We start from the raw sequence: 22412 nt of genomic DNA, 5'->3' as shown, positions 1-22412 counted from the left end.
TCATTTCGCTGCTGCGCGGCATGATGAAATATCAGTCGCCCCCGCCAGCGGCTTTATCGGCTCCTGTTTTGGCCGCTTGCAAAGGATCGCCGAATTTGGTTGGGTCAGCGGAACCCGGTTTCCCAAACACTCGCGATGGACCGCATGGAAAAGATACCAATGACCCGCGCCGGTCATACGGCGCTTGATGCAGAACTCAAACACCTCAAATCCGAGGAACGCCCCGCCGTCATCCGGGCGATTGCCGAGGCGCGCGAGCATGGCGACCTGTCGGAAAACGCGGAATATCATGCCGCCCGCGAAAAGCAGAGCTTCATCGAGGGCCGCATCAAGGAACTCGAGGGGTTGCTGTCCCTCGCCGAGGTGATCGACCCGGCCAGGCTCTCCGGTGCGATCAAGTTCGGCGCCACTGTCACCCTGGTGGACGAGGACACGGACGAGGAAAAAACCTACCAGATCGTGGGAGAGGCCGAAGCCGATATCGAGAGCGGCCTGCTGAACATCAAATCGCCCCTGGCCCGTGCCCTGATCGGCAAAGAGGAAGGCGACAGCGTCGAGGTCCGGACCCCGGGCGGAGAGCGCAGCTACGAAGTGCTTTCCATCCGATACGTCTGACCATGGCGGGGGGGCCGTGGCAAGACCCGCCCGATCCGGACCGCCGCGGGCCGGATCGGGCAAGCCTGATCGCGCTGGGACTCAGCCTGTTGTGGCTGGGGATCGGCGCGCTGGCCCTGGGGCCCGGCGGCATCAGGCCCCAGGGGGCGCCGGGCATCGTGCTGACGGTGCTGCTGCTGGCCGTGCCCGTGGCGTTAATCTGGATCGCGGCCCGCGCCGTCGGCACCGCGCGGGAATTGCGGGCCGAAAGCGCCCGGCTCCGCGCCCGCATGGAAACCCTGCCCCCTCCGAAACCGGCCCCGGTGCACATGCCTTCCCGCCCGCTCCGACCGGCGGCCCATCCGGATCCGGACCCACGCCAGACGTCGCTTGCGCTCAACACGCCAAGCCAGCCGGACAGCCCGCCCCTGCCCGCCGCGGACTTCCTTCGTGCGGTGAACTTCCCCGTTTCCACCACCGACAAGGCGGGATTCCGGGCCCTGCGCCTGGCGCTGGACACCCCCGGCACCGCACAGCTGATCCGCGCGGCACAAGACATCCTTGAGCTTCTCAGCCAAGCCGGGCTTTACATGGATGATCTTTCCCCCGCACCCGCCGACCCAACGCTGTGGCGACGCTATGCCCGCGGGGCACGCGGGGCGGAGATTGCCGGAATGGCCACGATGCAGGCCCCCGATACGCTGTCCCTGATCGCAGCACGGCTGCAATCCGACCCTGTGTTCAGCGACGCGGCGTTGCACTTTCAGCGCCATTTCGAACGTCATCTCACCCGCTTTGCGGCCGATGCCACCGATGAGCAACTCACCGGGCTGGCGCATACCCGCAGCGGGCGCGCCTTCATCCTGCTGGCGCAATCGGCGGGACTGATCGGCTAGACGCCCGGAACCCGCGCCGCGCAGGCCAGGTCCACAGGCGTATTCAGGTTGAAAAACGGGTCCGGGTCCGCCTCCGGGAAAGGGACCTCCACCGCGCCGATCGCGGCAGCCCACACGCCTGCCCGGCGCTGACCGCCCTCCAGATCGGCACGCAGGCGCGCGGCCAGCATCACAGGCCACAGACCGAAAACCGGATGCCGCCGCCCCCCGCTGAAGGGGATGGCCGCCCCCGGTCCGGCCCCGGCCAGCTGTGCGACCAGATCCAGTGGCAGAAACGGTGCGTCCACCGGCACGGACACCACATGAGTCGCCCCGCGCCCGGAAGCCCAGAGCATCCCTGCCAAAAGGCCGGCCAAAGGCCCCACACGCCCCGGAACCGGATCCGGCAATACGGTCCACCCGGCCCTCCCGTCGCCTCCGGCGACCGCCAGTTCCGCCACCTGAGGCGCCAGCCGCCCCGCAACACGTTCCAGCAAGGTCACCCCGCCAAGCCGCACCCCGGCCTTGTCGCCCCCCATGCGCCGCCCCTGCCCGCCGGCGAGGATTACCCCAAAAATCACATTCGCTCCCTGGTTGCATCGCCACGACTTTTGCCATACCTTTGGCCAAGTATTTCAGACCATATACCCGACCCCATGCGATCTTCACCATCTTTCTGGCTTGGCGTTCGCCATGGCGCCCCCTTTACCCTTGTCATCGTGCCCTTTGCGTTGCTGTTCGGCATCGTCGCCACCGAAGCCGGCTTGAACATCGCACAGGTGATGGGCTTTTCCGCGCTGGTCATCGCGGGGGCCGCGCAATTCACGGCCGTCCAGATGCTGTCGGACAACGCCCCGACGGTGGTCGTATTGCTGGCCGCGCTGGCGGTAAATCTGCGAATGGCAATGTATTCCGCCGCACTGACGCCGCATCTTGGGGCCGCTCCGCTCTGGGCCAGGGGGCTGATCGCCTACATTCTGGTCGATGAAACCTACGCGCTGGCCGCCCGCCGCTTCGAAACCCATCCCGACCAGCCGCTGGGCCACAAGATCTCCTATTACTTCGGCACCTGCGCCACGGTCGCCCCGTTCTGGTACGCGATGACGCTGCTGGGGGCATTGGTCGGGCAAGGCATCCCGCCGGAATTCGCGCTGGACTTCGCCTTGCCCCTCACCTTCATCGCGTTGGTCGCCCCGGCACTGCGCACACCCGCGCATGTGGCGGCGGCGGCGGTATCCGTGGCAGGGGCGCTGGCCTTGTCAGCCCTGCCTTACAACATCGGGCTGCTGATCGCGGCGGCAGCGGCAATGGCAACAGGCGCACAGGTGGAACTCTGGCTGCAAAGGCGAACGGCATGGACCCGCAAATAACCCAGTCCGGCCCCGAAATCTGGACCATCATCGCCATCCTCGGGGTTGGCACGTTTCTGATCCGGTTCTCCTTTTTGGGGCTGGTGGGACGGCGCGGGTTGCCCGCCTGGGCGCTCCGCTACCTGCGCTATACGCCCGTGGCCGTTCTGCCGGGGCTGATCGCACCCATGGTTTTGTGGCCTGAGGCCACAGGCGGCGCACCCGACCCCGCGCGCCTGCTGGCCGCCGCCGTCACGATGGCGATCGGAGTTCTGACAAAAAGCCTTCTGTTCGCCGTGGCAGGCGGGGCGGCGACGCTTTACACCGCGCTCTACCTCGTCTGATCTTTATGCTGACGCACCAGTTTGGTGGCGTTATCGTCCGGGTCGTCATCGAAGATTTCGACCGTCTCGACACCGGGCAACTGGCCGTAAGCCTGCATCACACGTTCCGGGTACCAGGTTACGGGAATGCTCTCGAACCCCGGCAACTGCCGCAGGATCGCGCTGGTGGATTGTGCGCACATCATTTTCGGCACCGCGCCGTAGCCCCTGACCAATGCCAGCGCACGCTCCGCCACCTGGGGAGTCACCCGCCGGGTCTGCTTGACAACGTGGAACGTTTCCCGCGCGTGATAATCCTCGTAGAATTTCACGAAGATGGGCTTCATCCCGTGGTGCACATCGTTGCGCTCCGGCGCATTGCGATGATACCAGGTGCCGGCCGGATCGAAGACCACGCGTTCCGAGGCGCTGACCATCAGGGCCGAGTGCCCCCCGCCGCCGGTGCGGTTGCTGATCATGGTGTAGAGGGTGATCTCGGGCGGGCCATCGTGACGATAGCGGGCCACCTTCACCGCTTCGTCCGGGGCCCAGACGGGTTCCGCCCCGCAGGCAACCAGAAACGGCAGAACAAGAAACAGAATCAAGCGCATGGGATCACTCGTCAACGGCGTTTCGAAAGGGCATAGCCCCTTCGCACTTGCCTGTCACGCGACAAGTTCCCGTCAATCCCGCTCCAGCTGTTCAGCCAGACGAAAACCGATGCGCCGCGGGCGTTCTTCGCCGTCCTGGCGGGGAACCGCGCGCAGCATCACATTGAGCTGGCTGACATGCTGCACCAGCTGCGTGCGCGTTCCGGTCATGTCACTGCCGTAAAAGGTCAGAATGTCCGGAGCGAAATAGCCGATCCCCTCAATCCGCATGACCCCGGCCTCGCTTCCCGCAAAACCCATGGCAACCTCATGCTCCTCGTCAAGCTGTTCCTCGAAATTGCGGATGTAGAGGATCAGTCGTTCATAAGCCCATTCCGAGGCGCTTTTCTGCTCCACCGGCTTTCGGGCAACGGGCTCCGGCAGGGGTTGCTGTTCGGGCGATGCCGGCGCGTCGGGATCCGTATGGGCCGCACGGGCGCTGGGGTCAGCCATCGGTGGCATCCTCAATCTGGAACAGATAGGCCCCATCCGCCCGCTGCCAGCGGCGGACGCGGCCGGTCAGGTACATATGATTAAGGTGGCCGACAGCTTCGGCCAGCGCAAGGGTGTATTCCGCCTCCCCGATGGGGCGGCGGAACAGCGGCGCAAAACACGCGCAGGCCGTCCGGGGCTGGCGCAGAAACGCGGCCAGCCGCATCAGCGCGCTTTCGTGGTTCTCGATCATCTGGGTCAGGCGCAGGGGCAACCCTGTGAAAGGCAGCCTGTGCCCCGGCAGAACGATATGATCCTCCCGCGCGAAACGCGAGAGCCGGGCACAGCTCCCAAGCCAGTCGGCCACCGGGTCGGCCAGCGGCTCCGTCGCATAAACCCCCAGATTGGGCGAGATCGACGGTAAAAGCTGATCCCCTCCGATCACCAGAGAGCAATCCCGGCTCCACAGGGTCAGATGGTCGGGCGCGTGCCCCTGCCCCAGACGTATATCCCACTCACGCCCCGCCGCCCGCAGGACATCGCCTTCGCCCAGACGGCGAAAGCCCAATGGCATCGACGCGACGGTATCGGAAAAGTTGAACGGCCGTTCCCGCGAACGCCGGGCGTAAAGCGCCGCATCCATCCCCGCACCGCGCCAGAAGGCCAGCGTCTCAGGCGCCGGATGCGCCTGTTCATCCAGTTGCAGCATCCGTGCGAACAGCCACGCGGTGCGGGTGATCCACAGATCCGCTCCGCGCGCCTGGAACCATCCTGCCAGACCGACATGATCGGGATGGTGGTGGGTCACGATCACCCGCGAAACCGGCTTTCCCGCCAGCGGCCCGGCCAACAGCCCTTCCCAGATTTCGCGGCTGCGGCGGCTGGAAATGCCGGTGTCGACGACCGTCCAGCTTTCGCCCTCATCCAGCGCATAGACATTGACGTGGTCCAGCGCCATCGGCAACGGCAGGCGCAGCCACAAGACACCCTCGGCCACCTCGACGGCCGCCCCCGGCTCCGGGGGTCGTGGCCACGGCGAATGCAGGGGGCCGGCGTCTCTCACCCGGCCAGGTCCTCTGCGGACAACGCGTAAAGCCCTGCCGCGCCCGTGCGGGCATGCGCCAGATGAGCGGTGTAATCCGGCAGCAGGCGGGTGATGAAAACCTCCGCCAGCCGGGCCCGGACACTCCCGCCGGCCAGCGCGGCCTTCAGATGGAAATGCGCCCCCAGCACCCGCGCCCATGCGGCCAGGAACGGCACCGCGCCCGCGAAGCGGTCATTCATCTCCTGTGTCAGCAGGAACTCGGTCGCTTCGCGCAGGGATTCGGCGGCATTCCAGACCGGTTCGGCCAGATGGGGCAGGCCGGTCCGGGCGGATTCGGCGGTCTGCTCGATCTCCTCCAGCAGGCGCCACGCGGCTTCACCGCCATCCATCATCTTGCGTGCGACGAGGTCCATCGCCTGGATGCCATTGGTCCCTTCGTAAATCGCGGTGACGCGCACATCGCGCAAATATTGCGCCGCGCCGGTTTCCTCGATGAACCCCATGCCGCCATGCACCTGGATGCCCAGAGACGCGACATTGACCCCCGTATCCGTCCCATAGGCCTTGGCGATCGGCGTCAGGAAGGCCGCGCGGGCGGCCCAGGCCTCATCCCCGGTGGCGTGCTGCATATCTGCCGATACGGCACAGGACAGCGCGATGGCACGGGCGGCGAAAGTCTCGGCCCGCATCGTCGCCAGCATCCGGCGCACATCGGCATGGTCTATGATCGCCCCCTCGCCCAGCGGCGTCCGGCCCTGCCTGCGCTCCTGCGCGTAGGCCAGCGCCTGCTGGAAGGCGCCTTCAGCGGCACTGACACCCTGAACACCCACCCCAAGGCGGGCATTGTTCATCATCGTGAACATCGCCGCCATGCCCTTGTGCGGCGCGCCCACCAGCCATCCGGTGGCACCGTCATATTCCATCACCGCCGTGGGGCTGCCATGCAGGCCCATCTTGTGTTCGAGGCTGACCACCCGCAGGCTGTTGCGCGCGCCAGGGGCACCGTTCTCGTCCGGCAGGTTGCGCGGCACCAGAAACAGGCTGATGCCCTTCGTCCCCGGCGCCCCGTCGGGCAAGCGCGCCAGCACAAGATGGCAGACGTTTTCCGCGAAATCGGCATCCCCCCAGCTGATGAATATCTTCTGTCCCGTCACGGCATAGGTGCCGTCCCCATTGGAGGTCGCCGTAGTGCGCAGCGCACCCACATCGCTGCCGGCCTGCGGTTCGGTCAGGTTCATGGTCCCGATCCAGTCACCGGAAATCAGCCGGGGCAGGTAGAGCGCCTTGATCTCGGGACTGGCATGATGATCCAGCGCCTCGATCTGACCCTGCGACAGCAACGGGCAAAGCTGAAGCGACAGGCAGGCGCTTCCCATCATTTCGCCCACGGCGGTGGCCAGGGCCAAGGGCAGGCCCATCCCACCGTGCTCCTGCGGGGCGGAAATTCCGATCCAGCCGCCTGCGGCGATGGCACGATATCCCTGTGCAAAACCGGGCGTGGTCCGCACGACGCCACCCTCCAGCACCGCACCCTGCTGATCTCCGGCGCGCTGCAGCGGCGCGAGAACCTCTTCGCACATCTTGGCGGCCTCGGTCAGGATGGCAAAGGTCATGTCCGGCGTCGCCTCGGCAAAGCGTTCAGTCGCGGCAACCTGCGCAAAATCGACGACGTGATCGAAAAGAAACTGGTAATCGCCAATCGGCGCGCGATACGGCATGATGCACTCTCCTGCTGTCGGCTTGAGCCCTGTCGGCGACGGCGCTATGTCTGCACCTGCGCTGCAATCAGGTTAATGCAGCGCCACAGCCCATCAAACCCAAACGCGACGTCACGAAAGCCCCGCAATGCCGACACTTGCCCTCGCCCCGACCCCCGACGGACTGAACCGCGCCGCCGGAATGCTGCGGGCGGGGGACCTGGTCGCCTTCCCGACGGAAACCGTCTACGGGCTGGGGGCGGATGCCCGCAACGATATCGCCGTCGCCCGCATTTTTCAGGCCAAAGGCCGCCCAAGGTTCAACCCCCTGATCGTGCATCTTCCCGACCTCGCCGCCGCCCGCGAAATCGCGGCTTTTCCCGATGAGGCGCTGCGGCTGGCTTCGGCCTTCTGGCCCGGTGCGCTGACGCTTGTGCTGCCGCTGAAGGGAACGGCCCTGTCGCCGCTGGTGACCGCCGGGTTGGATACCGTCGCCCTGCGCGTTCCCGACCACCCGGTGGCGCACACCCTGCTGGAGACCTTCGGCGGACCCGTGGCCGCGCCCTCGGCCAACCCTTCGGGAAAGGTCAGCCCAACCCGCGCGGCACATGTGCTGGAGGGGCTGTCCGGCCGGATCGAAGCGGTCGTAGATGGCGGCCCCTGCCCGGTGGGGGTGGAATCCACAATCATCGGCTTCACCCCAACACCGGCTCTCTTGCGTCCGGGCGGCCTGCCGGTCGAGGCGATCGAAGCCTGCCTGGGGGGGGCGCTCACCCGTCATGCGAAAGGGGCAAGACCCAATGCGCCGGGGCAGCTTGCCTCCCATTACGCGCCGGCGGCGGCGGTGCGGCTGGGCCGGACAACGCCAGAACCGGGGGATCTGTGGCTGGGTTTTGGCCCCACGCCGGGTGCAGATCTGAACCTCTCCGAAAGCGGCGACCTGGTCGAAGCGGCGGCGAACCTCTTTCACCACCTTCGCTCGCTCGATGCGCGGGCCGCGCCGGGCCAGGGCATTTCCGTCGCCCCCGTACCCCCGCATGGCCTGGGCCATGCCATCAACGACCGGCTGCGCCGCGCCGCCGCGCCCCGCTAGGCGCGACCGGCATCGGCGGACAGAAGCAGCGGGTCGATTCCCAGCGTCCTGAGTGCCCGTTCCCACTTGCCGCCATCCTCGGGCGCGAAGACAAGCTCCGGGCTGGCCGCGCAGGTCAGCCACCCGTTCCGAAGAATCTCGCTTTCCAACTGCCCCGGCCCCCACCCTGCATAGCCCAGCGCCAAAAGCGCCGTGCCCGGACCGTTGCCCCCGGCGATATCCTCAAGCACGTCCAGAGTCGCCGTCATGGCAAAGCGCCCATCGACATCGAGCGTCGCCTCGGAGCGGGACTGATAATCCCCCGAATGCAGCACGAAGCCACGCCCATGCTCAACCGGGCCGCCGAAATAGACGCGGATATCGCGGATCCCGGGCGCGCGGTCGATCTCAAGCTGGGTCAGCAATTCATCGAAGCTCAGATCCGGCAGCGGCTTGTTCACGATCAGCCCCAGCGCCCCGTCCTTCGAATGCGCACACAGGAACACCACGCTTCTTTCAAAACGCGGATCGCCCATACCGGGCATTGCAATCAACAACTGCCCGGTCAGTTCGGTGTACTGGGATGCCTCCATCATGGGGTAAGGATGCGCCTGTGGCGGCCCGGACGCAAGGTGGCGTGCAGGATTCGCCCCAGCTCTCTCGCCGGAAAGTGATTTCGTTTTCGCGCGGAGCTGCCTAATCCTTTTGAAATGATACATACCCGCCTCATATACGTACTTGCCCTCGCGATACTTGCCGCAATGCCGGCCAGGGCTGAGCCGCCGTTGCGGGGGTCACTCGTCCCCGCCCCTCCCGCAGCGGACGGAACGCCGATGGCGGGCCTCCGGCTGGATCTGGAGCCGGGGTGGAAAACCTACTGGCGGATTCCGGGCGAGGCGGGCATCCCGCCCCGGTTCGACTGGTCGGCCTCCGAAAACCTGAAAGGGGTCCGCATCCACTGGCCACGCCCGATTCTGTTCACCCAGAACGGTATGCGCAGCCTCGGCTATGAGGAAAAGGTCGTCCTTCCGCTGGAACTCACCCCCGCCAACCCTGACGCGCCAATGCACCTGCGGCTGCGCATCGGCATGGGCGTGTGCAAGGAAATCTGCATGCCCCTCACGCTGGAGCTTTCCGCACGCATCCCCGCGGATACCCCGCCGGCCGCGCTGAACGCGTGGATGGCACGCAGGCCCCTGCCCGCCGGCGCCGCGCATGTGAAAGGTGTGAAATGCGCGCTCAGCCCCGCCCGGACCGGCCTGCGCCTGACAGCCGAAATCGAGATGCCAAGCCTCGGCGGGCAGGAAACCGCAATCTTCGAGCTTCGCGGCGCCGGGGCGTGGCTGTCCGATTCCCCCACCCGGCGAACCGGGAACCGCCTGTCCGCAGGAGCAGACCTTTCAGGCGATACGCTGATCGTGGATCGCTCTGCCCTGCGTATTACCGTTCTGGGCAATGACACCGCCGTGGAAATTCTCGGATGCAGCGGGGGCTAAGCCCGTCGCGCCAACAACCAGACCGACACGAAATAAAGCCCTGTCAAGCCCAGCGCCGCCCCCGACAGGAACAGCCCCACCCCCGCGATCATCGGCATCCCGGCCAGTTGCGGCGCCATCGCCACCGCCCATCCGGGCAGAGCCCCGGTCACCAGAACCGGCCCCAGGGTTGCCGAGAACACCCCGGCCACCACCCCTGTCCCGGCCAGCGCCACCCGTGCCAGCCCGCGGGCCCGTCGGGGGGACCGCAGGGCCAGACGGTAGGCCTTCATCTGGCGCGCCACGTCCCGCTGCATCCCCAGAAGCGCGGGCACCACGATCAGCACCAGCACCACGCCGAACCCCAGCCCGTAAACCAGGGTGATGACCGTCGGTTTGAGAAACTGCGCCTGCTGGGATTTTTCGAACAGCAGCGGCGCAAGACCCAGCACCGTGGTCAGCGTGGTCAGCAGAACGGGACGCAGGCGATCGGCCGTGGCATCGATGATGGCAGGGAACAGACCCCGCTCCTTCGCGTAATCGTCGACGGTCGTCACAAGCACGATCGAGTCGTTGATGATGATGCCCGTCATCCCCAGCACCCCGACGACCGTGAACATGGACATCGGCACATCCCACGCCGCGTGGCCATAGATCGTGCCCACCAACCCGAAGGGGATAACCGCCATGACAACCACCGGCCGCGCCCAGCTTGAGAAAATCCACGCCAGCGTCAGGTAGATTCCCAACAGGCACAGGATCAGCCCGGTCAGGGCATCGCGCAGAAAATCGTCTTCCTGCTCGCTCAACCCGGAAAGCTGCCAGGACACTCCGAAATCGGTGGACAAGGCAGGCAGGATCTCGACCTCCAGCAGGCGGGTGATCTCGGCGGCGCGGGCCGGGTTGTCTTCGGAAATATCGCCGGTGACCGAAACCACCCGCAGCCCGTTTTCCCGCCGCACGGTGGAAAACCCGGTGCTCGATTCGACGGTCACGATATCGGCCAGCGGCAGATAGGCCCCGCCGGGGGCGCGCAACTGTGTCCGCACAAGGAAATCGGCGGTCAGTTCGCTGCGGGGGAGTTCCACGCGAATACTGGCGGAGCGCGGGCCGTCCGGATAGGTCGCGGCCTCTATCCCGTTCAGGCGATGGCGCAGAACCCGGCCAAGCTGTTCGATGGTGAAGCCCAGCGCGCTGCCCTGCGGGGTGAGTTCGAGAAGAAGTTCTTCCTTGTCATAGGCCAGCGTGTCCTCAAGCGCGGAAACTTCCGAAAACTGCGCCAGCCGCGCCTTAAGCGCCTCAGCCGCGGATTTCAGCGTACCGGCCCCGGCACCGTAAAGCTGCACGTCCAGCGCATCCCCGCCCGGGCCGGAACGCCAGCCGCGGAAACTGACGGTTTCCGCCAGCGGATGCTGGCGCACCTCCTTTTGCAAGGCCTCCACGAAATCGAAGCTGGAATAAGGGCGCAGGTCGGCATCGATCAATTCCACGGCGATAGACCCAAGCAGGTCCGTATCCTTGGCATCGGCCCCGGAAAGACCGCGCCCGGTATTCCCCCCCACCTCGGCGATCGCGTAATCCAGCGGGTCGCGTCCATGTTCCTCCGCGAAACGCGCGGCAACGGCCTGCGTGGCACGCTGCATCTCGCGCATCATCTCCAGCGTGTCCTCACGCGATGCGCCCGGCAGCATGGCAAAATTGCCGGTAACCGAGCCCTGCTCCGGCGCGTTGAAGAACCGCCACGGCACATCGCCGCGAATAACCTGCCCTACCTGAACCGCCAGCAGCACGACAACCAGCGCCATCACCGGGTACCGCGCCGCGATCACACCGGCCACCATGGGGCGGAAGGCCCGCTCCCGCACGATGCGGAACCCCCGGTTCACCAAACGCGACGGCGCATCGTACCAGTGCTGTCTGGCCGAGTGCGTCAGCGCATGAGCCATATGATTGGGCAGGATCAGGAAACACTCCACCAACGAGGCCAGAAGCACCACAATGACCGTGAAGGGGATATCCGCGATCAGATCGCCAAAACGCCCCCCCACCGCGACCAGCGCGAAAAACGCGATCACCGTCGTCAGGGTCGCGGAAAAGACCGGAGCGGCCATGCGGAAGGCGGCGTTTTCAGCCGCCTGCACAGGGGTCTCCCCCAGCCGCCGGGCACGAAAATCGGCGTGCTCCCCCACGACGATGGCGTCGTCCACCACGATACCCAGCGTGATGATCAGCGCAAACAACGAGATCATGTTCAACGTCAGTCCGGCGGCATACATCATCGCGATGGTTGCCAGCATCGCCACCGGAATCCCCATTGCCACCCAAAAGGCGGTGCGCGCGTTCAGGAACAGGAACAACAGCGTCAGCACCAGGAAAAGCCCCAGGGCGCCGTTGTCCAGGAGAATGTCGAGCCGCCCGGAGATGTAATCGGCACGAGTCCGGATCAGGTCGATCCTGACGCCCTTGGGCAGGGTTTCGGCCATTTCGCGGACGACATCCTCGACCTGCCGTTGGATGGCGATGGCATCCCCCCGGTCGGATCGGTCCACCCGCACGGAAACCGCCGGCGCCTCCCCGACGAAATAGGCGCGTTCCCGGTCCACGCCTTCAACCCGAACGGTCGCAACATCCCCCACCGTCAGCTTGGACCCGTCGGGGTTGGCGCGCAGCACCAGTGCGGAGATCTGCTCTGGGCTGCGCTTTTCACCGCCGGTGCGCACGCGGGCATTGGCCCCGCTCACGTCCCCCGCGGGGGCGGTATCAACGGCCGCGCCGATCACTGCGGCAATCCCGGCCATGGTCACATCGTGGCGGATCAGTTCCGACGAGGGTGTCTCCACGATGGTTTCCGGTGCCGCGATCCCACGGATGGTGGTGCGCGTAACCCCAACCGCGAACAGACGATCGGTGAATTCGTCGGCAAGACGGGCCAGTTGTTCCACCCCGACCGGTCCGGTAATCACCACGTCCGTCACCCGGTCGCGCCAGACGCCGCGCCTGACCTCCGGCTCTTCGGCGTCCTCGGGCAGGTCGTTCACACCGTCGACGGCGCTCTGGACCTCATCCGTCGCGCGCCCCATGTCCCAGCCCGGCTCGAATTCCAGCGTGACGGAAGCCCGTCCCTCCCGAGATTGGGCGGTGCTGCTTTCCACCCCTTCGACTGCGCGCAGGACAGGGTCGAGAACCTGCACGATTCCCCGGTCGACATCTTCGGCGCCCGCACCTTCCCAGACGACCGAAACGCTGACCGTGTCCAGGACCACGTCGGGAAAGAACTGCGCGCGCATCCGCGGTGCCGCGGCCAGGCCCAGAACGATCAGCACCACCAGCAGCAGGTTCGCCGCCGTGCGGTGACGGGTAAAATAGGAAATGATGCCGCGCGCGCGGACGCCCCGGCTCACTCAGCCCCCCATCCGTTCAAGGCGCGCCACGGTGGCGGCGGAAACGCGGTCTTTCATCAGTTCGACCCGCACGCGGGCCTTGTCCTCCTGCGCCAGCGCGGGCGAGGCATCCAGCGCCGCCAGCAGACGCGCACGGCGCTCGGGCGTCAGGGCGACCATGCCTTCGGAGTCAGGCGCGGCAGAGGCCCCCGGCCGCAGGGGGCGGATGCGAATACCTTCCCCCAAAAGCGGAGAGCGTTCGGCCACGACCTCCCGACCGTAAAGATCCGGGGCGCGGACGATAACATCGTCGCCCTCCCGCCGCAAAAGCTCCACCTGCATCACTTCGAGCCGGTTTTCCGGACCCAGCGCCAAAACCGTATGCGCCGCATCGACCGCCAGGGCAGGCAGGCGGGCGACATGTTCAAGGGGAGGTTCGTGGATTTTCACGGTAACGAAATCGCCGGGCCGGAAACCGCGCGCCCGGTCGAGCCGGGCAAACAGCAACCGCCCGGTCTGCCCTTCGGCGACGGCACCGCTTTCGCGACTGATCTGCCCCTGTGCCGTCAGGTCGGCGCCGAACACATCCAGCCGCGCAGTAACCCCAACCGGGCGCAATCCGCCCGCTTCGTCCAGCAGGCGGCTGAATTGCACGGTCGAAACCCGGAACGCGACCTCAAGCGCCCGCGGGTCGATCAGATCGGCGACGCGTTCGTTATTGGCGACCAGCCCGCCTTCGATCAGCGCGACGTCGTTCAGCGCCCCGGAAAAGGCGGCGTAAAGCTCCGTGTCTTCAAGGGCGCGCTGCGCATCCGAAAGCGTGATCCGCGCCCGCTCCAGCCCGGTACGGGCATTGTCCAGCCGCGTTTCGGCCTGCGCCACCGCCTGTCGGCGCGACACCACCGCCTGTTTGGCCGCTGCCGAGGCCAACTCCGCCGTTTCCACGGCCGCATCGGTGCCGACCCCCCTCTGCTTGAGATCGCGCTGCCGGTTCAGGGCCTTGTCCCGCAGGGCGGCCTGTTCCTCGGCCACGGCCTGCTCATCGCGGGCAAGATCGAGGGCGCGAGTGGCCTCACGCAGTTCGGTTTCGCCCTGCGCCAGTTCTGTACGGGCCACGGCCAGCGCCGCCTGCGCATCTGCCGGATCCACCCGCAACAGCAGATCCCCCTGCGCCACCTGACCGCCTTCCTCAAAATCCGGGTGCAGCGTCACGACCGTACCCGCCGCCTTGGCGCGCAGTTCCAGCGTGCGGCGGCTGCGAACCTCCCCGAACACGGTCATCACCGGGGACACGCGCCCCGCCTCGACCATCACGACATTCGCGGCGGTGATCCTTTCGCGCGCCGGGCGGCTTTCAGGCGCGTCGGTCAACCTGTCCTGAACGGCCTGAAAGACGGACTGCCCCGCAAAGGCCAGCAGCCCGATCGTAACCGCGAACATGAACAGCCCCACAAGGCTGCGGCGCAGAAATCGCATTCTTCATCCTTCCCGGCAACATGGTCCGGCTGCTGCCTTAGATAGGGCTGTGGCGCACATCTCCAAACACGGCATACTACGCGGGTTGTGGCTATTTCCGTCGCAAATGTTCGTCAAGTCTTGGTAAAATCTCGACAAAGTTACAGGGCTGGTGGCGATAATCGAACTGCGGACGCAGGATTTCCTCCCACGCGTCGCGGCAGGCACCGGGGCTGCCCGGCAGCGCGAAAAGATAGGTCCCCTGCGCGACTCCGCCCGTGGCGCGGCTTTGTACCGCCGAAGTCCCGATCTTCCGCACCGATACAAGGGTGAAGACCGTGGCGAAGGCCTCGATCTCCTTTTCATACACGTCACGGTGGGCCTCCACGGTCACGTCACGACCGGTCAGGCCGGTGCCGCCAGTGCTCAGCACCACGTCCACCTGGGGGTCGGCACACCAGCCACGCAACCTGGCGACGATCGCATCGCGGTCGTCGGGCAGGATGTCACGGGCGGCCAGCAGGTGCCCGGCCTGCGCGACAAGATCGGTCAGGATCTGGCCGGAGCGGTCCTCCTCAAGGCTGCGAGTATCGCTGACGGTCAGCACGGCGATACGCAGCGGGATGAATTCTTTCATCAGGCTTTCTCCAGCAAGGCAAGGCGCAGCGCCAGCGCCCCGAAAATCAGGGCCGAGACCACACCCAGCCCCCGCTGCACGCGGGATGAGCGCAGCCGCTCCCGCGCGGCCCCGGCAAACACCCCGACCAGCCCGTTCACCACGAACCCTCCCAGCGCCAGAACCGCCCCCAGGACAAGAAACTGTGGCAGAATCGCCCGTCCCGGATCGACGAACTGGGGCAGGAAGGCCAGGACGAACAGAATCACCTTCGGATTGGTCAGGTTCACCACCAGCGCCTGCATAAACGCCCGGCGGGGGGAGGCAGGTTCCACCGCGCGCGCCACAGGGGCGCGCAACACCCCGACAGCCAGCCACAGCAAATACCCCACACCCACCCAGCGGATCACATCGAACATCCCCGGAACCGTGGCGACGACCACGCCCAGCCCCAGCCCCGCGGCCAGAACATGAACCATGACCCCCAGCGCGATCCCCGCATCCGCCGCCAGCGCCGCGCGCGGTCCGCCCCGCAGCCCCTGCCCAAGGCAGAACATCATGTCCGCCCCCGGCGTCAGGTTCAGCGCGATGGCGGCAGGAACAAAGGCCAGAAGCGTCAGCGGTTCAACCATCGGCGGGGTCCCCCCTCAGGCGGGCCTGAAGCATCAGAAGGTCGCGCCACGCCTCCCGTTTCGCGGCCGGGTTGCGCAACAGGAAGGCAGGATGGAACATCGGCAGGGCGGGCAGGCCCGCGACCTCCGCCCAATTGCCGCGCAAGCGGGTGATGCCCTTGCGCCCCAACAGCGCCCCGCAGGAATGGTTGCCCATCAGCACGATGACCTCGGGCGCGGCCAGTTCGATATGGCGGTGCAGGAAAGGCAGCATCATCGCCACCTCTTCGGGCTGGGGGTCACGGTTCTGCGGCGGTCGCCATGGCAAGACGTTGGTGATATAGAGCCCGTGCTCCGCGGCCCGGTCCCGGCCCAGGCCGATGGCGGCGAACATCTTGTCCAGCAACTGTCCGGCGCGTCCGACAAAGGGTTTGCCCCGGATGTCCTCGTCCCGCCCCGGCGCCTCGCCGATGACCATCACCCGCGCCGCAGGCGTCCCGTCGGCAAAGACGAGACTGCGCGCCCCACGCTTGAGATCGCAGCCTTCGAAGGCGGCCAGCGCGGTGCAAAGCGCCTCCAGCGTTCCGGCAGCGGTTGCGGCCGCGCGGGCCCCCGCGACAGGATCGTCTGCGGGAGGGGACACCGGAGGCGATTGCGGAGCCGCGACCGGCTGCGTCTCTTCCTCGTATCGGTTCACGGGGGCATCGCCGATCGCCTCGCTCACGCCGAGTTCGACCTGCCACTCCAGCAACGCTTTCGCGGTATGGAAATCCAGTCCCGTATCCATACCGTCAGGCTAGGACGGGACGCGAACCGGGGCAATGGGCATCACGTCCCTTGCGGGGGGGCGATGCGCTTTTTATAAGCATCCAGACCAACCCGGAGGCCCCATGACATTCCGCGCTCGCCACCTTCTGGGCATCGAGGACCTCAGCCCCGACGATATCCGCATCATCCTTGACCTTGCCGACCAGTATGCCGATCTCAACCGCCGGCCCCGCAAACACAGCGATGCGCTGGCGGGAATGACCCAGATCAACATGTTCTTCGAGAATTCCACCCGCACCCAGTCCAGCTTCGAACTGGCGGGAAAACGCCTGGGCGCGGACGTGATGAACATGGCGATGCAGGCATCCTCGATCAAGAAGGGCGAAACGCTGATCGACACGGCGCTGACGCTTAATGCCATGCGACCGGACCTGCTGGTGGTGCGCCACCCCCATTCCGGTGCGGTGAACCTGCTGGCGGAAAAAGTCACCTGCGCGGTGCTGAACGCTGGCGACGGGCGCCATGAGCATCCGACCCAGGCCCTGCTGGACGCGCTGACCATTCGCCGCGCCAAGGGGCGGCTGCACCGGCTGACGGTGGCGATCTGCGGCGACATCGCCCATTCGCGGGTGGCGCGCTCCAACATCCTGCTGCTGGGCAAGATGGAAAACCGCGTGCGCCTGATCGGCCCGCCCACGCTCATCCCCACCGGCGCGGCGGATCTGGGGGTCGAGGTCTGTGACGACATGGCCGAGGGGCTGAAAGGCGCGGATGTGGTGATGATGCTGCGCCTCCAGAAGGAACGGATGGATGGCGGCTTCATCCCGTCGGAACGCGAGTACTACCACCGCTACGGGCTGGACGCCGCAAAGCTGGCCCACGCCAGGGACGACGCCATCGTCATGCATCCCGGCCCGATGAACCGGGGGGTGGAGATCGACGGCACCCTGGCCGACGACATCAACCGCTCCGTCATCCAGGAACAGGTGGAGATGGGTGTCGCCGTGCGCATGGCCGCGATGGACCTTCTGGCCCGCACCCTGCGCGCCGAACGGGAAGGGGGCACCTATGCATGACCCGGCTTACCGCGTCCCCCTTGCGGACGGAGAGCATGTGATCGAAAGCTTTCACACCGACCGCGCCGCCTACATCCGCGACCATGTCCTGATGGCCGCCATTGGTGGGGTGGGGGCGATGGCGGGGATGTACCTGATGGGAAACCCGGATTTCTGGGTCGGCGCGGTGGCGGCGCTGGCGGCTGTCGCCGTGCGCGGCGGATACCTGGCGTCAGAGGATCTGTCCGCCCGCTGGGACCTGACCGGCACCCGCCTGATCGGGCCGCAGGGGCGCGCGGCGCGGCTGGCCGAGATCGAAAAGCTCAACAACCTCGGCAGCGCGATCCAGATCGTCACCCGCTCCGGCGACAAGCACCTGATGAAATACCTTGCCGACAAACCCGCCGTGAAGGCCCGGCTGGAGGCCGCGATAAGGACCGCCCGATGAGTACCCTGTTCACCCAAGCCCGCCTGATCGACCCCGAGACCGGATCCGAAACTCCCGGCTGGCTGCTGGTCCGGGACGGGGTCATCGCCGCCACCGGGACCGGCCCCGCCCCCGACGCAAACGAGACCATCGATTGCGCCGGGCACTGCCTTGCCCCCGGCATCGTGGACCTGGGCGTGAAGGTTTGCGAACCGGGGGAGCGGCACAAGGAATCCTTCGGCTCGGCTGGCGCGGCGGCGGCGGCGGGCGGCGTGACCACCATCGTCACGCGGCCCGATACAGCCCCGGTCATCGACAGTCCCGAGGTGCTGGAGTTCGTCACCCGGCGCGGGCGCGAGGCGAGCGCGGTACGCATCCGCCCCATGGCCACCCTGACCAAGGGCCGCGAAGGGCGCGAAATGGTCGAAATCGGCTTTCTCCAGGATGCCGGGGCGGTGGCCTTCACCGATGACGCGCGGGTGGTGGAAAACACCAAGGTTCTCAGCCGCGCGATGACCTACGCCCGCAGCCTTGACGCACTGATCGTCGGCCACCCGCAGGATCCCGGCCTTTCGGCCGGGGCCGTGGCGACAAGCGGCAGGTTCGCTTCTCTCAAGGGGTTGCCCGCCGTTTCGCCGCTGGCGGAGCGTATGGCCTTCGACCGCGACATGGCGCTGGTGGAAATGACCGGGGTGAAATACCACGCCGACCAGATCACCACGGCCCGCGCCCTGCCCGCGCTGGAGCGTGCGAAAGCCAACGGCCATGACGTGACCGCGGGGATTTCCATCCACCACCTGACCCTGAATGAACTGGACGTGGGCGACTACCGCACCTTCTTCAAGCTGCGCCCGCCGCTGCGCGCCGAAGACGACCGCGTGGCGCTGGTCGAGGCCGTCGCCAGCGGGCTGGTGGATGTGGTCTGTTCGATGCACACCCCGCAGGACGAAGAATCCAAGCGCCTGCCCTTCGAAGAAGCCGCCGCAGGCGCGGTGGGGCTGCAAACGCTGCTTCCCGCCGCGCTGCGGCTGGTGCATGGCGGGCATATCGCACTGCCGGTTCTGTGGCGCGCACTGTCCCTGAACCCGGCCCGGCGACTGGGACTGGAAAGCGGCCGGCTGGGTACCGGCGCCCCGGCGGATCTGGTGCTGTTCGACCCCGACGCACCCTTCGTGCTGGATCGCTTTACCCTGCTGTCGAAATCCAGAAACACACCCTTTGACGGCGCGCGTCTGCAAGGCCGGGTGCACGGTACATGGGTCGGCGGACATCGCGTTTATGGGGAGGAGGCATGATGCCAGGTCTCGAAAGCCCGATCCTGCTTCTGGTTCTGACAGGTGTGCTTGCCTACCTGCTCGGCGCAGTGCCGTTCGGCATCGTGATGGCACGGTTGTTCGGGCTGGGGGATCTGCGGCGGATCGGGTCCGGCAATATCGGGGCCACCAACGTGCTGCGCACAGGAAACAAGCCCGCCGCCCTGCTGACGCTGGTTCTGGATGCGGGCAAGGGGGGGATCGCCGTCCTGGCCGCCCGCGCGCTGGTCGGGGAAGACGCCGCCCAGCTTGCCGGGTTCGCCGCGTTTGTGGGCCACATTTTCCCGGTTTACCTTGGTTTCAGGGGCGGCAAGGGGGTGGCGACCTTCCTTGGCACGCTTCTGGCGCTGGCATGGCCCGTTGGGCTGGCGGCCTGTGGCACATGGCTGGTGACGGCACTTATCGCGCGGATCTCCTCTCTCTCGGCGTTGGTCGCGGCGGGGCTTGCCCCGCTGTGGATGCTGGCGTTCGGGTATGGGAACATGGCAACCCTCGCCATCCTGCTGGCGGCGCTGATCTTTATCCGTCACGCCGCCAACATCCGCCGCCTGATCGCCGGAACCGAGCCCAAAATCGGCAAGGGCTGAGGCCTAGTAGCTGAACGCGTCGTAGATCCGGGTCAGATCCCCGGCCCATTCGCCGGTGTAATACTCCAGCAGTTCGTCCGCCGGGGCCTTGCCGGTCTCCACGCTGTCCTCCAGCGCATGCAGGAAGTGACGTTCGTCCTGAACCATGCCACCCAGGCCGGGGCGGGCCCGGGCCTTGAGGCCGGACCTGGCGATATTCAGCACGTCCTGCGCCAGAGCCAGCATGGATCGCCCGCCCACCTGCGCCTGAAGTCCGTCGCGGGAAGCCGAAACGCGCCATTCCTCTCGGGTTTCTGCATCCCAGCCCCTGACCAGGTCCCACGCCGCATCCAGCGCCCCCTGATCGTAGGTCAGCCCCACCCAGAAGGCGGGCAAGGCACACAGACGCCGCCACGGGCCGCCATCGGCACCGCGCATCTCGATGAATTTCTTGATCCGGGCCTCAGGAAAAATCGTCGTCAGATGGTCGGCCCAGTCGGACAGGGTCGGCATCTCTCCCGGCAAGGCAGGCAACTTGCCGACAAGGAAATCGCGAAAGGACTGGCCCAGCGCGTCGATATACCGGCCGTCGCGGTAGACGAAATACATCGGGACATCCAGCGCATAATCGACCCAGCGTTCGAAACCGAAACCCTCTTCGAACACGAAGGGCAGCATGCCGGTGCGCGCCGGATCGAGATCGCGCCACACGCGGGAGCGCCAGGATTTGTGCCCGTTCGGCCTGCCCTCAAGGAAGGGGGAATTGGCAAACAGCGCGGTCGCCACCGGCTGCAATGCCAGCGCCACCCGGAGCTTTTGCACCATATCGGTCTCGGACGCGAAGTCGAGATTCACCTGCACCGTACAGGTCCGGTACATCATGGTCTTGCCCATGGTCCCGACGCGATCCATGTAATCGGTCATCAGGGCGTATCGGCCCTTGGGCATCACGGGCATGTCCCCATGCCGCCAGATCGGCGCGGCCCCCAGACCGATGAACCCCACCCCGACCTCGTCGGCGATGCTCTTCACCTCGCGCAGGTGCTCGTTCACTTCGTCGCATGTCTGGTGGATGGTTTCCAGCGGGGCGCCGGACAGTTCCAATTGCCCGCCGGGTTCAAGGCTGACATTCGCGCCGCCCTTCTCCAGCCCGATCAGGTGCGGCCCCTCATGGATCGGCGCCCAGCCGAAACGATCGCGCAGCCCCTCCAGAACCGCCCGCACGGATCGCGGGCCGTCATAGGGGATGGGTTTCTGGCTGTCCTTGCAGTAGCCGAATTTCTCGTGCTCGGTCCCGATCCGCCAGGCGTCACGGGGCTTGCATCCGGACTCAAGGTATTGCGCAAGCTGGTCATGGCTTTCGATCGGGCCGCCGCCGGATTGAGGAATGGACATGTCTGAGCGGCCTCCGGGCTGTTTGTCTGATGGGTGCATGACCCGTGCCGAACGGTCAAGTCAAGGCCGGGCCGGCCCGCCGTCGCCAAACCGTGACCGGGCCGTCAGAAGCTGGACGCGCCCGCGCTGCAAGAAACACGACCGGGCGGGCCCCGGGCAGGCTGACGAAAGCGTCGAACAAATCCCCGCCCCCCGTGGCATCGGCGGGGATCGTCAGGGTGGGCAGCCCATCCTGAAACAATTGCCAGAATCGTATGTTGCGATCATCGAAGATCACACGGATCTCCGTCAGTTCGCTGAGCGCGGCAAACCCGCCCGCCTGCGCGAGATAGCTGATCTGTCCTTCCCGGACCTCGACCATCCCGGGGGCCTGCCCGCCCATACCAAAACGCAACCGCCGCAACGCCACCCAGATCATGGACCCGCCTGCCAGAACTACGACCGCGCCCAATACGTAAAACAGCGCCCCGCCACGCGACGCCAACCATACCCCCAGGCCCAGCGCACCCGAACCGATCAGCACCTCCCGCCACAACAACAGGCGTGCAATGGCTTGCGCGCGGAAAAAACTCATTCCCAGTCTCCCAGCGCCTGTTGCCAGACCGTCAACGCCGCCACCGCCGCCGTATCGGCGCGCAGGACCCGCGGGCCAAGGCTGACGGGATGGCCAAAAGGCAGTGCGCGCAGGCAGGTCCGTTCAGCTTCAGAAAAGCCGCCCTCGGGACCGATGAGAATCGCCCAGGGGCCGCGCGGCACATCGCCAAGTGTCCGCCCCGCCCCCACTAATGCCTCATCGCAGAACATCAGGCGGCGCCCTTCGGGCCAGGCGGACAGCACGGCGTCCAGGCGTGTCAAATCCGCCACCTCGGGAACGAAGGTCCCGCCGCATTGCTCGGCGGCTTCGACGGCATGGGCCTGAAGCCGGTCCCGACGGATACGGTCACTGTTGGTGAAATCGGTCTGAACCGGGCAGATCCGGGCGGCCCCCAGTTCGGCCGCCTTTTCAACGATGAAATCCGTGCGCGCCTTCTTGATCGGCGCGAACAGAAACCACAGGTCCGGCGGCATCTGCAACGGCCGCGTCCGGTGCCGGCAGGTCAGCATGCCGCCGCGTTTGCCGGCCTCCGTCACCTCGGCCAGCCACTCTCCCGCCTGCCCGTTGAACACCAGCACATGTGCCCCGGCCCCCAGGCGCATCACGGAAAAGAGATAATGCGCCTGCTCCCGCGACAGAGGAACGGTTTGCCCCTGCCCCAAAGGCTGGTCTAAAAACAGCCTGACTTTTGCGACATCCTTCATGAGGGCCAGTGTTAT

24 protein-coding genes are annotated in these 22412 nt (G+C 66.5%); 10 read left to right on the top strand and 14 right to left on the bottom strand.

Annotated elements, in window-relative coordinates; all coding sequences use genetic code 11:
* The first annotated feature begins 144 nt into the window (after nucleotides 1-144).
* Together greA and C8N32_RS05305 are read left to right on the top strand one after the other, a co-directional pair.
* A complete protein-coding gene (gene greA, locus C8N32_RS05310; protein ID WP_107891455.1) occupies nucleotides 145-615 on the top strand; it encodes a transcription elongation factor GreA in 471 nt (156 codons plus the stop codon).
* A gap of 2 nt (nucleotides 616-617) precedes the next feature.
* Nucleotides 618-1490 carry a hypothetical protein gene (locus C8N32_RS05305; RefSeq protein WP_107891432.1) on the top strand — a complete coding sequence of 291 codons (873 nt, stop codon included), beginning with the start codon at nucleotides 618-620 and terminating at the stop codon, nucleotides 1488-1490.
* Here C8N32_RS05305 and mobA read toward each other — a convergent pair.
* Nucleotides 1487-2050 carry a molybdenum cofactor guanylyltransferase MobA gene (gene mobA / locus C8N32_RS05300; RefSeq protein WP_244905897.1) on the bottom strand — a complete coding sequence of 188 codons (564 nt, stop codon included), beginning with the start codon at nucleotides 2048-2050 and terminating at the stop codon, nucleotides 1487-1489. The two genes, C8N32_RS05305 and mobA, sit on opposite strands and share 4 nt — an antisense overlap.
* A gap of 75 nt (nucleotides 2051-2125) precedes the next feature.
* On the opposite strand from mobA, the gene C8N32_RS05295 reads away from it, so the two are divergent.
* Complete coding sequence (locus C8N32_RS05295) at nucleotides 2126-2839, top strand: AzlC family ABC transporter permease (protein ID WP_107891431.1); 714 nt, start codon at nucleotides 2126-2128, stop codon at nucleotides 2837-2839.
* Nucleotides 2836-3162 carry an AzlD domain-containing protein gene (locus C8N32_RS05290; RefSeq protein ID WP_170106738.1) on the top strand — a complete coding sequence of 109 codons (327 nt, stop codon included), beginning with the start codon at nucleotides 2836-2838 and terminating at the stop codon, nucleotides 3160-3162. The genes C8N32_RS05295 and C8N32_RS05290 overlap by 4 nt, the downstream gene beginning before the upstream one ends.
* Here C8N32_RS05290 and C8N32_RS05285 read toward each other — a convergent pair.
* From C8N32_RS05285 to C8N32_RS05270, 4 genes are all read right to left on the bottom strand, one after another.
* Nucleotides 3150-3752, bottom strand: coding sequence for a hypothetical protein (locus C8N32_RS05285; protein WP_107891429.1), 603 nt, complete (start codon nucleotides 3750-3752; stop codon nucleotides 3150-3152). The genes C8N32_RS05290 and C8N32_RS05285 overlap by 13 nt on opposite strands.
* A gap of 72 nt (nucleotides 3753-3824) precedes the next feature.
* A complete protein-coding gene (locus C8N32_RS05280) occupies nucleotides 3825-4244 on the bottom strand; it encodes a DUF6173 family protein (protein WP_242509601.1) in 420 nt (139 codons plus the stop codon).
* Nucleotides 4237-5286, bottom strand: a complete 1050-nt coding sequence (locus C8N32_RS05275) for an MBL fold metallo-hydrolase (protein WP_338110836.1) — start codon at nucleotides 5284-5286, stop codon at nucleotides 4237-4239. The genes C8N32_RS05280 and C8N32_RS05275 overlap by 8 nt, the downstream gene beginning before the upstream one ends.
* Nucleotides 5283-6986, bottom strand: a complete 1704-nt coding sequence (locus tag C8N32_RS05270; RefSeq protein WP_107891428.1) for an acyl-CoA dehydrogenase — start codon at nucleotides 6984-6986, stop codon at nucleotides 5283-5285. The genes C8N32_RS05275 and C8N32_RS05270 overlap by 4 nt, the downstream gene beginning before the upstream one ends.
* A 127-nt stretch (nucleotides 6987-7113) precedes the next feature.
* Between C8N32_RS05270 and C8N32_RS05265 the strand changes: the two genes are divergently transcribed.
* On the top strand, nucleotides 7114-8058 hold the full coding sequence (locus C8N32_RS05265) for an L-threonylcarbamoyladenylate synthase (protein ID WP_107891427.1): 945 nt from the start codon (nucleotides 7114-7116) through the stop codon (nucleotides 8056-8058).
* On the opposite strand, the gene C8N32_RS05260 is transcribed toward C8N32_RS05265, so the two are convergent.
* Nucleotides 8055-8633 carry a YqgE/AlgH family protein gene (locus tag C8N32_RS05260; protein ID WP_107891426.1) on the bottom strand — a complete coding sequence of 193 codons (579 nt, stop codon included), beginning with the start codon at nucleotides 8631-8633 and terminating at the stop codon, nucleotides 8055-8057. The two genes, C8N32_RS05265 and C8N32_RS05260, sit on opposite strands and share 4 nt — an antisense overlap.
* 114 nt (nucleotides 8634-8747) lie before the next feature.
* On the opposite strand from C8N32_RS05260, the gene C8N32_RS05255 reads away from it, so the two are divergent.
* Nucleotides 8748-9533, top strand: a complete 786-nt coding sequence (locus tag C8N32_RS05255) for a protein-disulfide reductase DsbD domain-containing protein (RefSeq protein ID WP_107891425.1) — start codon at nucleotides 8748-8750, stop codon at nucleotides 9531-9533.
* Here the strand turns inward: C8N32_RS05255 and C8N32_RS05250 are convergent.
* From C8N32_RS05250 to C8N32_RS05230, 5 genes are all read right to left on the bottom strand, one after another.
* Nucleotides 9530-12913 (bottom strand): efflux RND transporter permease subunit, encoded by a 3384-nt coding sequence (locus tag C8N32_RS05250; protein WP_107891424.1) that lies wholly within the window; start codon nucleotides 12911-12913, stop codon nucleotides 9530-9532. The genes C8N32_RS05255 and C8N32_RS05250 overlap by 4 nt on opposite strands.
* On the bottom strand, nucleotides 12914-14368 hold the full coding sequence (locus C8N32_RS05245) for an efflux RND transporter periplasmic adaptor subunit (protein WP_107891423.1): 1455 nt from the start codon (nucleotides 14366-14368) through the stop codon (nucleotides 12914-12916).
* Between the two features lie 91 nt (nucleotides 14369-14459).
* On the bottom strand, nucleotides 14460-14984 hold the full coding sequence (gene moaB, locus C8N32_RS05240; protein ID WP_107891422.1) for a molybdenum cofactor biosynthesis protein B: 525 nt from the start codon (nucleotides 14982-14984) through the stop codon (nucleotides 14460-14462).
* Complete coding sequence (locus C8N32_RS05235; protein WP_107891421.1) at nucleotides 14984-15595, bottom strand: LysE family translocator; 612 nt, start codon at nucleotides 15593-15595, stop codon at nucleotides 14984-14986. The genes moaB and C8N32_RS05235 overlap by 1 nt, the downstream gene beginning before the upstream one ends.
* Nucleotides 15588-16361, bottom strand: a complete 774-nt coding sequence (locus tag C8N32_RS05230; protein ID WP_107891420.1) for a uracil-DNA glycosylase — start codon at nucleotides 16359-16361, stop codon at nucleotides 15588-15590. The genes C8N32_RS05235 and C8N32_RS05230 overlap by 8 nt, the downstream gene beginning before the upstream one ends.
* Nucleotides 16362-16464: 103 nt before the next feature.
* Between C8N32_RS05230 and C8N32_RS05225 the strand changes: the two genes are divergently transcribed.
* From C8N32_RS05225 to plsY, 4 genes are read left to right on the top strand one after another with little or no spacing between them, the layout of a single operon-like run.
* A complete protein-coding gene (locus C8N32_RS05225; RefSeq protein ID WP_107891419.1) occupies nucleotides 16465-17418 on the top strand; it encodes an aspartate carbamoyltransferase catalytic subunit in 954 nt (317 codons plus the stop codon).
* Entirely contained in the window at nucleotides 17411-17845 is a 435-nt protein-coding gene (locus C8N32_RS05220; protein ID WP_107891418.1) for a hypothetical protein, read from the top strand. Before C8N32_RS05225 ends, C8N32_RS05220 begins: the two co-directional genes overlap by 8 nt.
* Nucleotides 17842-19119 (top strand): dihydroorotase, encoded by a 1278-nt coding sequence (pyrC, locus tag C8N32_RS05215; RefSeq protein WP_107891417.1) that lies wholly within the window; start codon nucleotides 17842-17844, stop codon nucleotides 19117-19119. The genes C8N32_RS05220 and pyrC overlap by 4 nt, the downstream gene beginning before the upstream one ends.
* Entirely contained in the window at nucleotides 19119-19724 is a 606-nt protein-coding gene (plsY, locus tag C8N32_RS05210; RefSeq protein WP_107891416.1) for a glycerol-3-phosphate 1-O-acyltransferase PlsY, read from the top strand. Before pyrC ends, plsY begins: the two co-directional genes overlap by 1 nt.
* A gap of 3 nt (nucleotides 19725-19727) precedes the next feature.
* On the opposite strand, the gene C8N32_RS05205 is transcribed toward plsY, so the two are convergent.
* Genes C8N32_RS05205 through C8N32_RS05195 form a run of 3 tightly spaced genes read right to left on the bottom strand, consistent with a single transcriptional unit; the run spans nucleotide 19728 to nucleotide 22397 of the window.
* A complete protein-coding gene (locus tag C8N32_RS05205) occupies nucleotides 19728-21098 on the bottom strand; it encodes a glutamate--cysteine ligase (RefSeq protein ID WP_107891415.1) in 1371 nt (456 codons plus the stop codon).
* Nucleotides 21099-21153: 55 nt separating this feature from the next.
* A complete protein-coding gene (locus tag C8N32_RS05200; RefSeq protein ID WP_107891414.1) occupies nucleotides 21154-21672 on the bottom strand; it encodes a hypothetical protein in 519 nt (172 codons plus the stop codon).
* A complete protein-coding gene (locus C8N32_RS05195; RefSeq protein WP_107891413.1) occupies nucleotides 21669-22397 on the bottom strand; it encodes a 16S rRNA (uracil(1498)-N(3))-methyltransferase in 729 nt (242 codons plus the stop codon). The genes C8N32_RS05200 and C8N32_RS05195 overlap by 4 nt, the downstream gene beginning before the upstream one ends.
* Nucleotides 22398-22412 lie beyond the last annotated feature (15 nt).

Source organism: Rhodovulum imhoffii (assembly GCF_003046545.1).
GTDB classification, from domain to species: Bacteria; Pseudomonadota; Alphaproteobacteria; order Rhodobacterales; family Rhodobacteraceae; genus Rhodovulum; species Rhodovulum imhoffii.
Note: the sequence above shows the minus strand (reverse complement) of the source record. Positions and strands in the feature narration are given on the sequence as shown.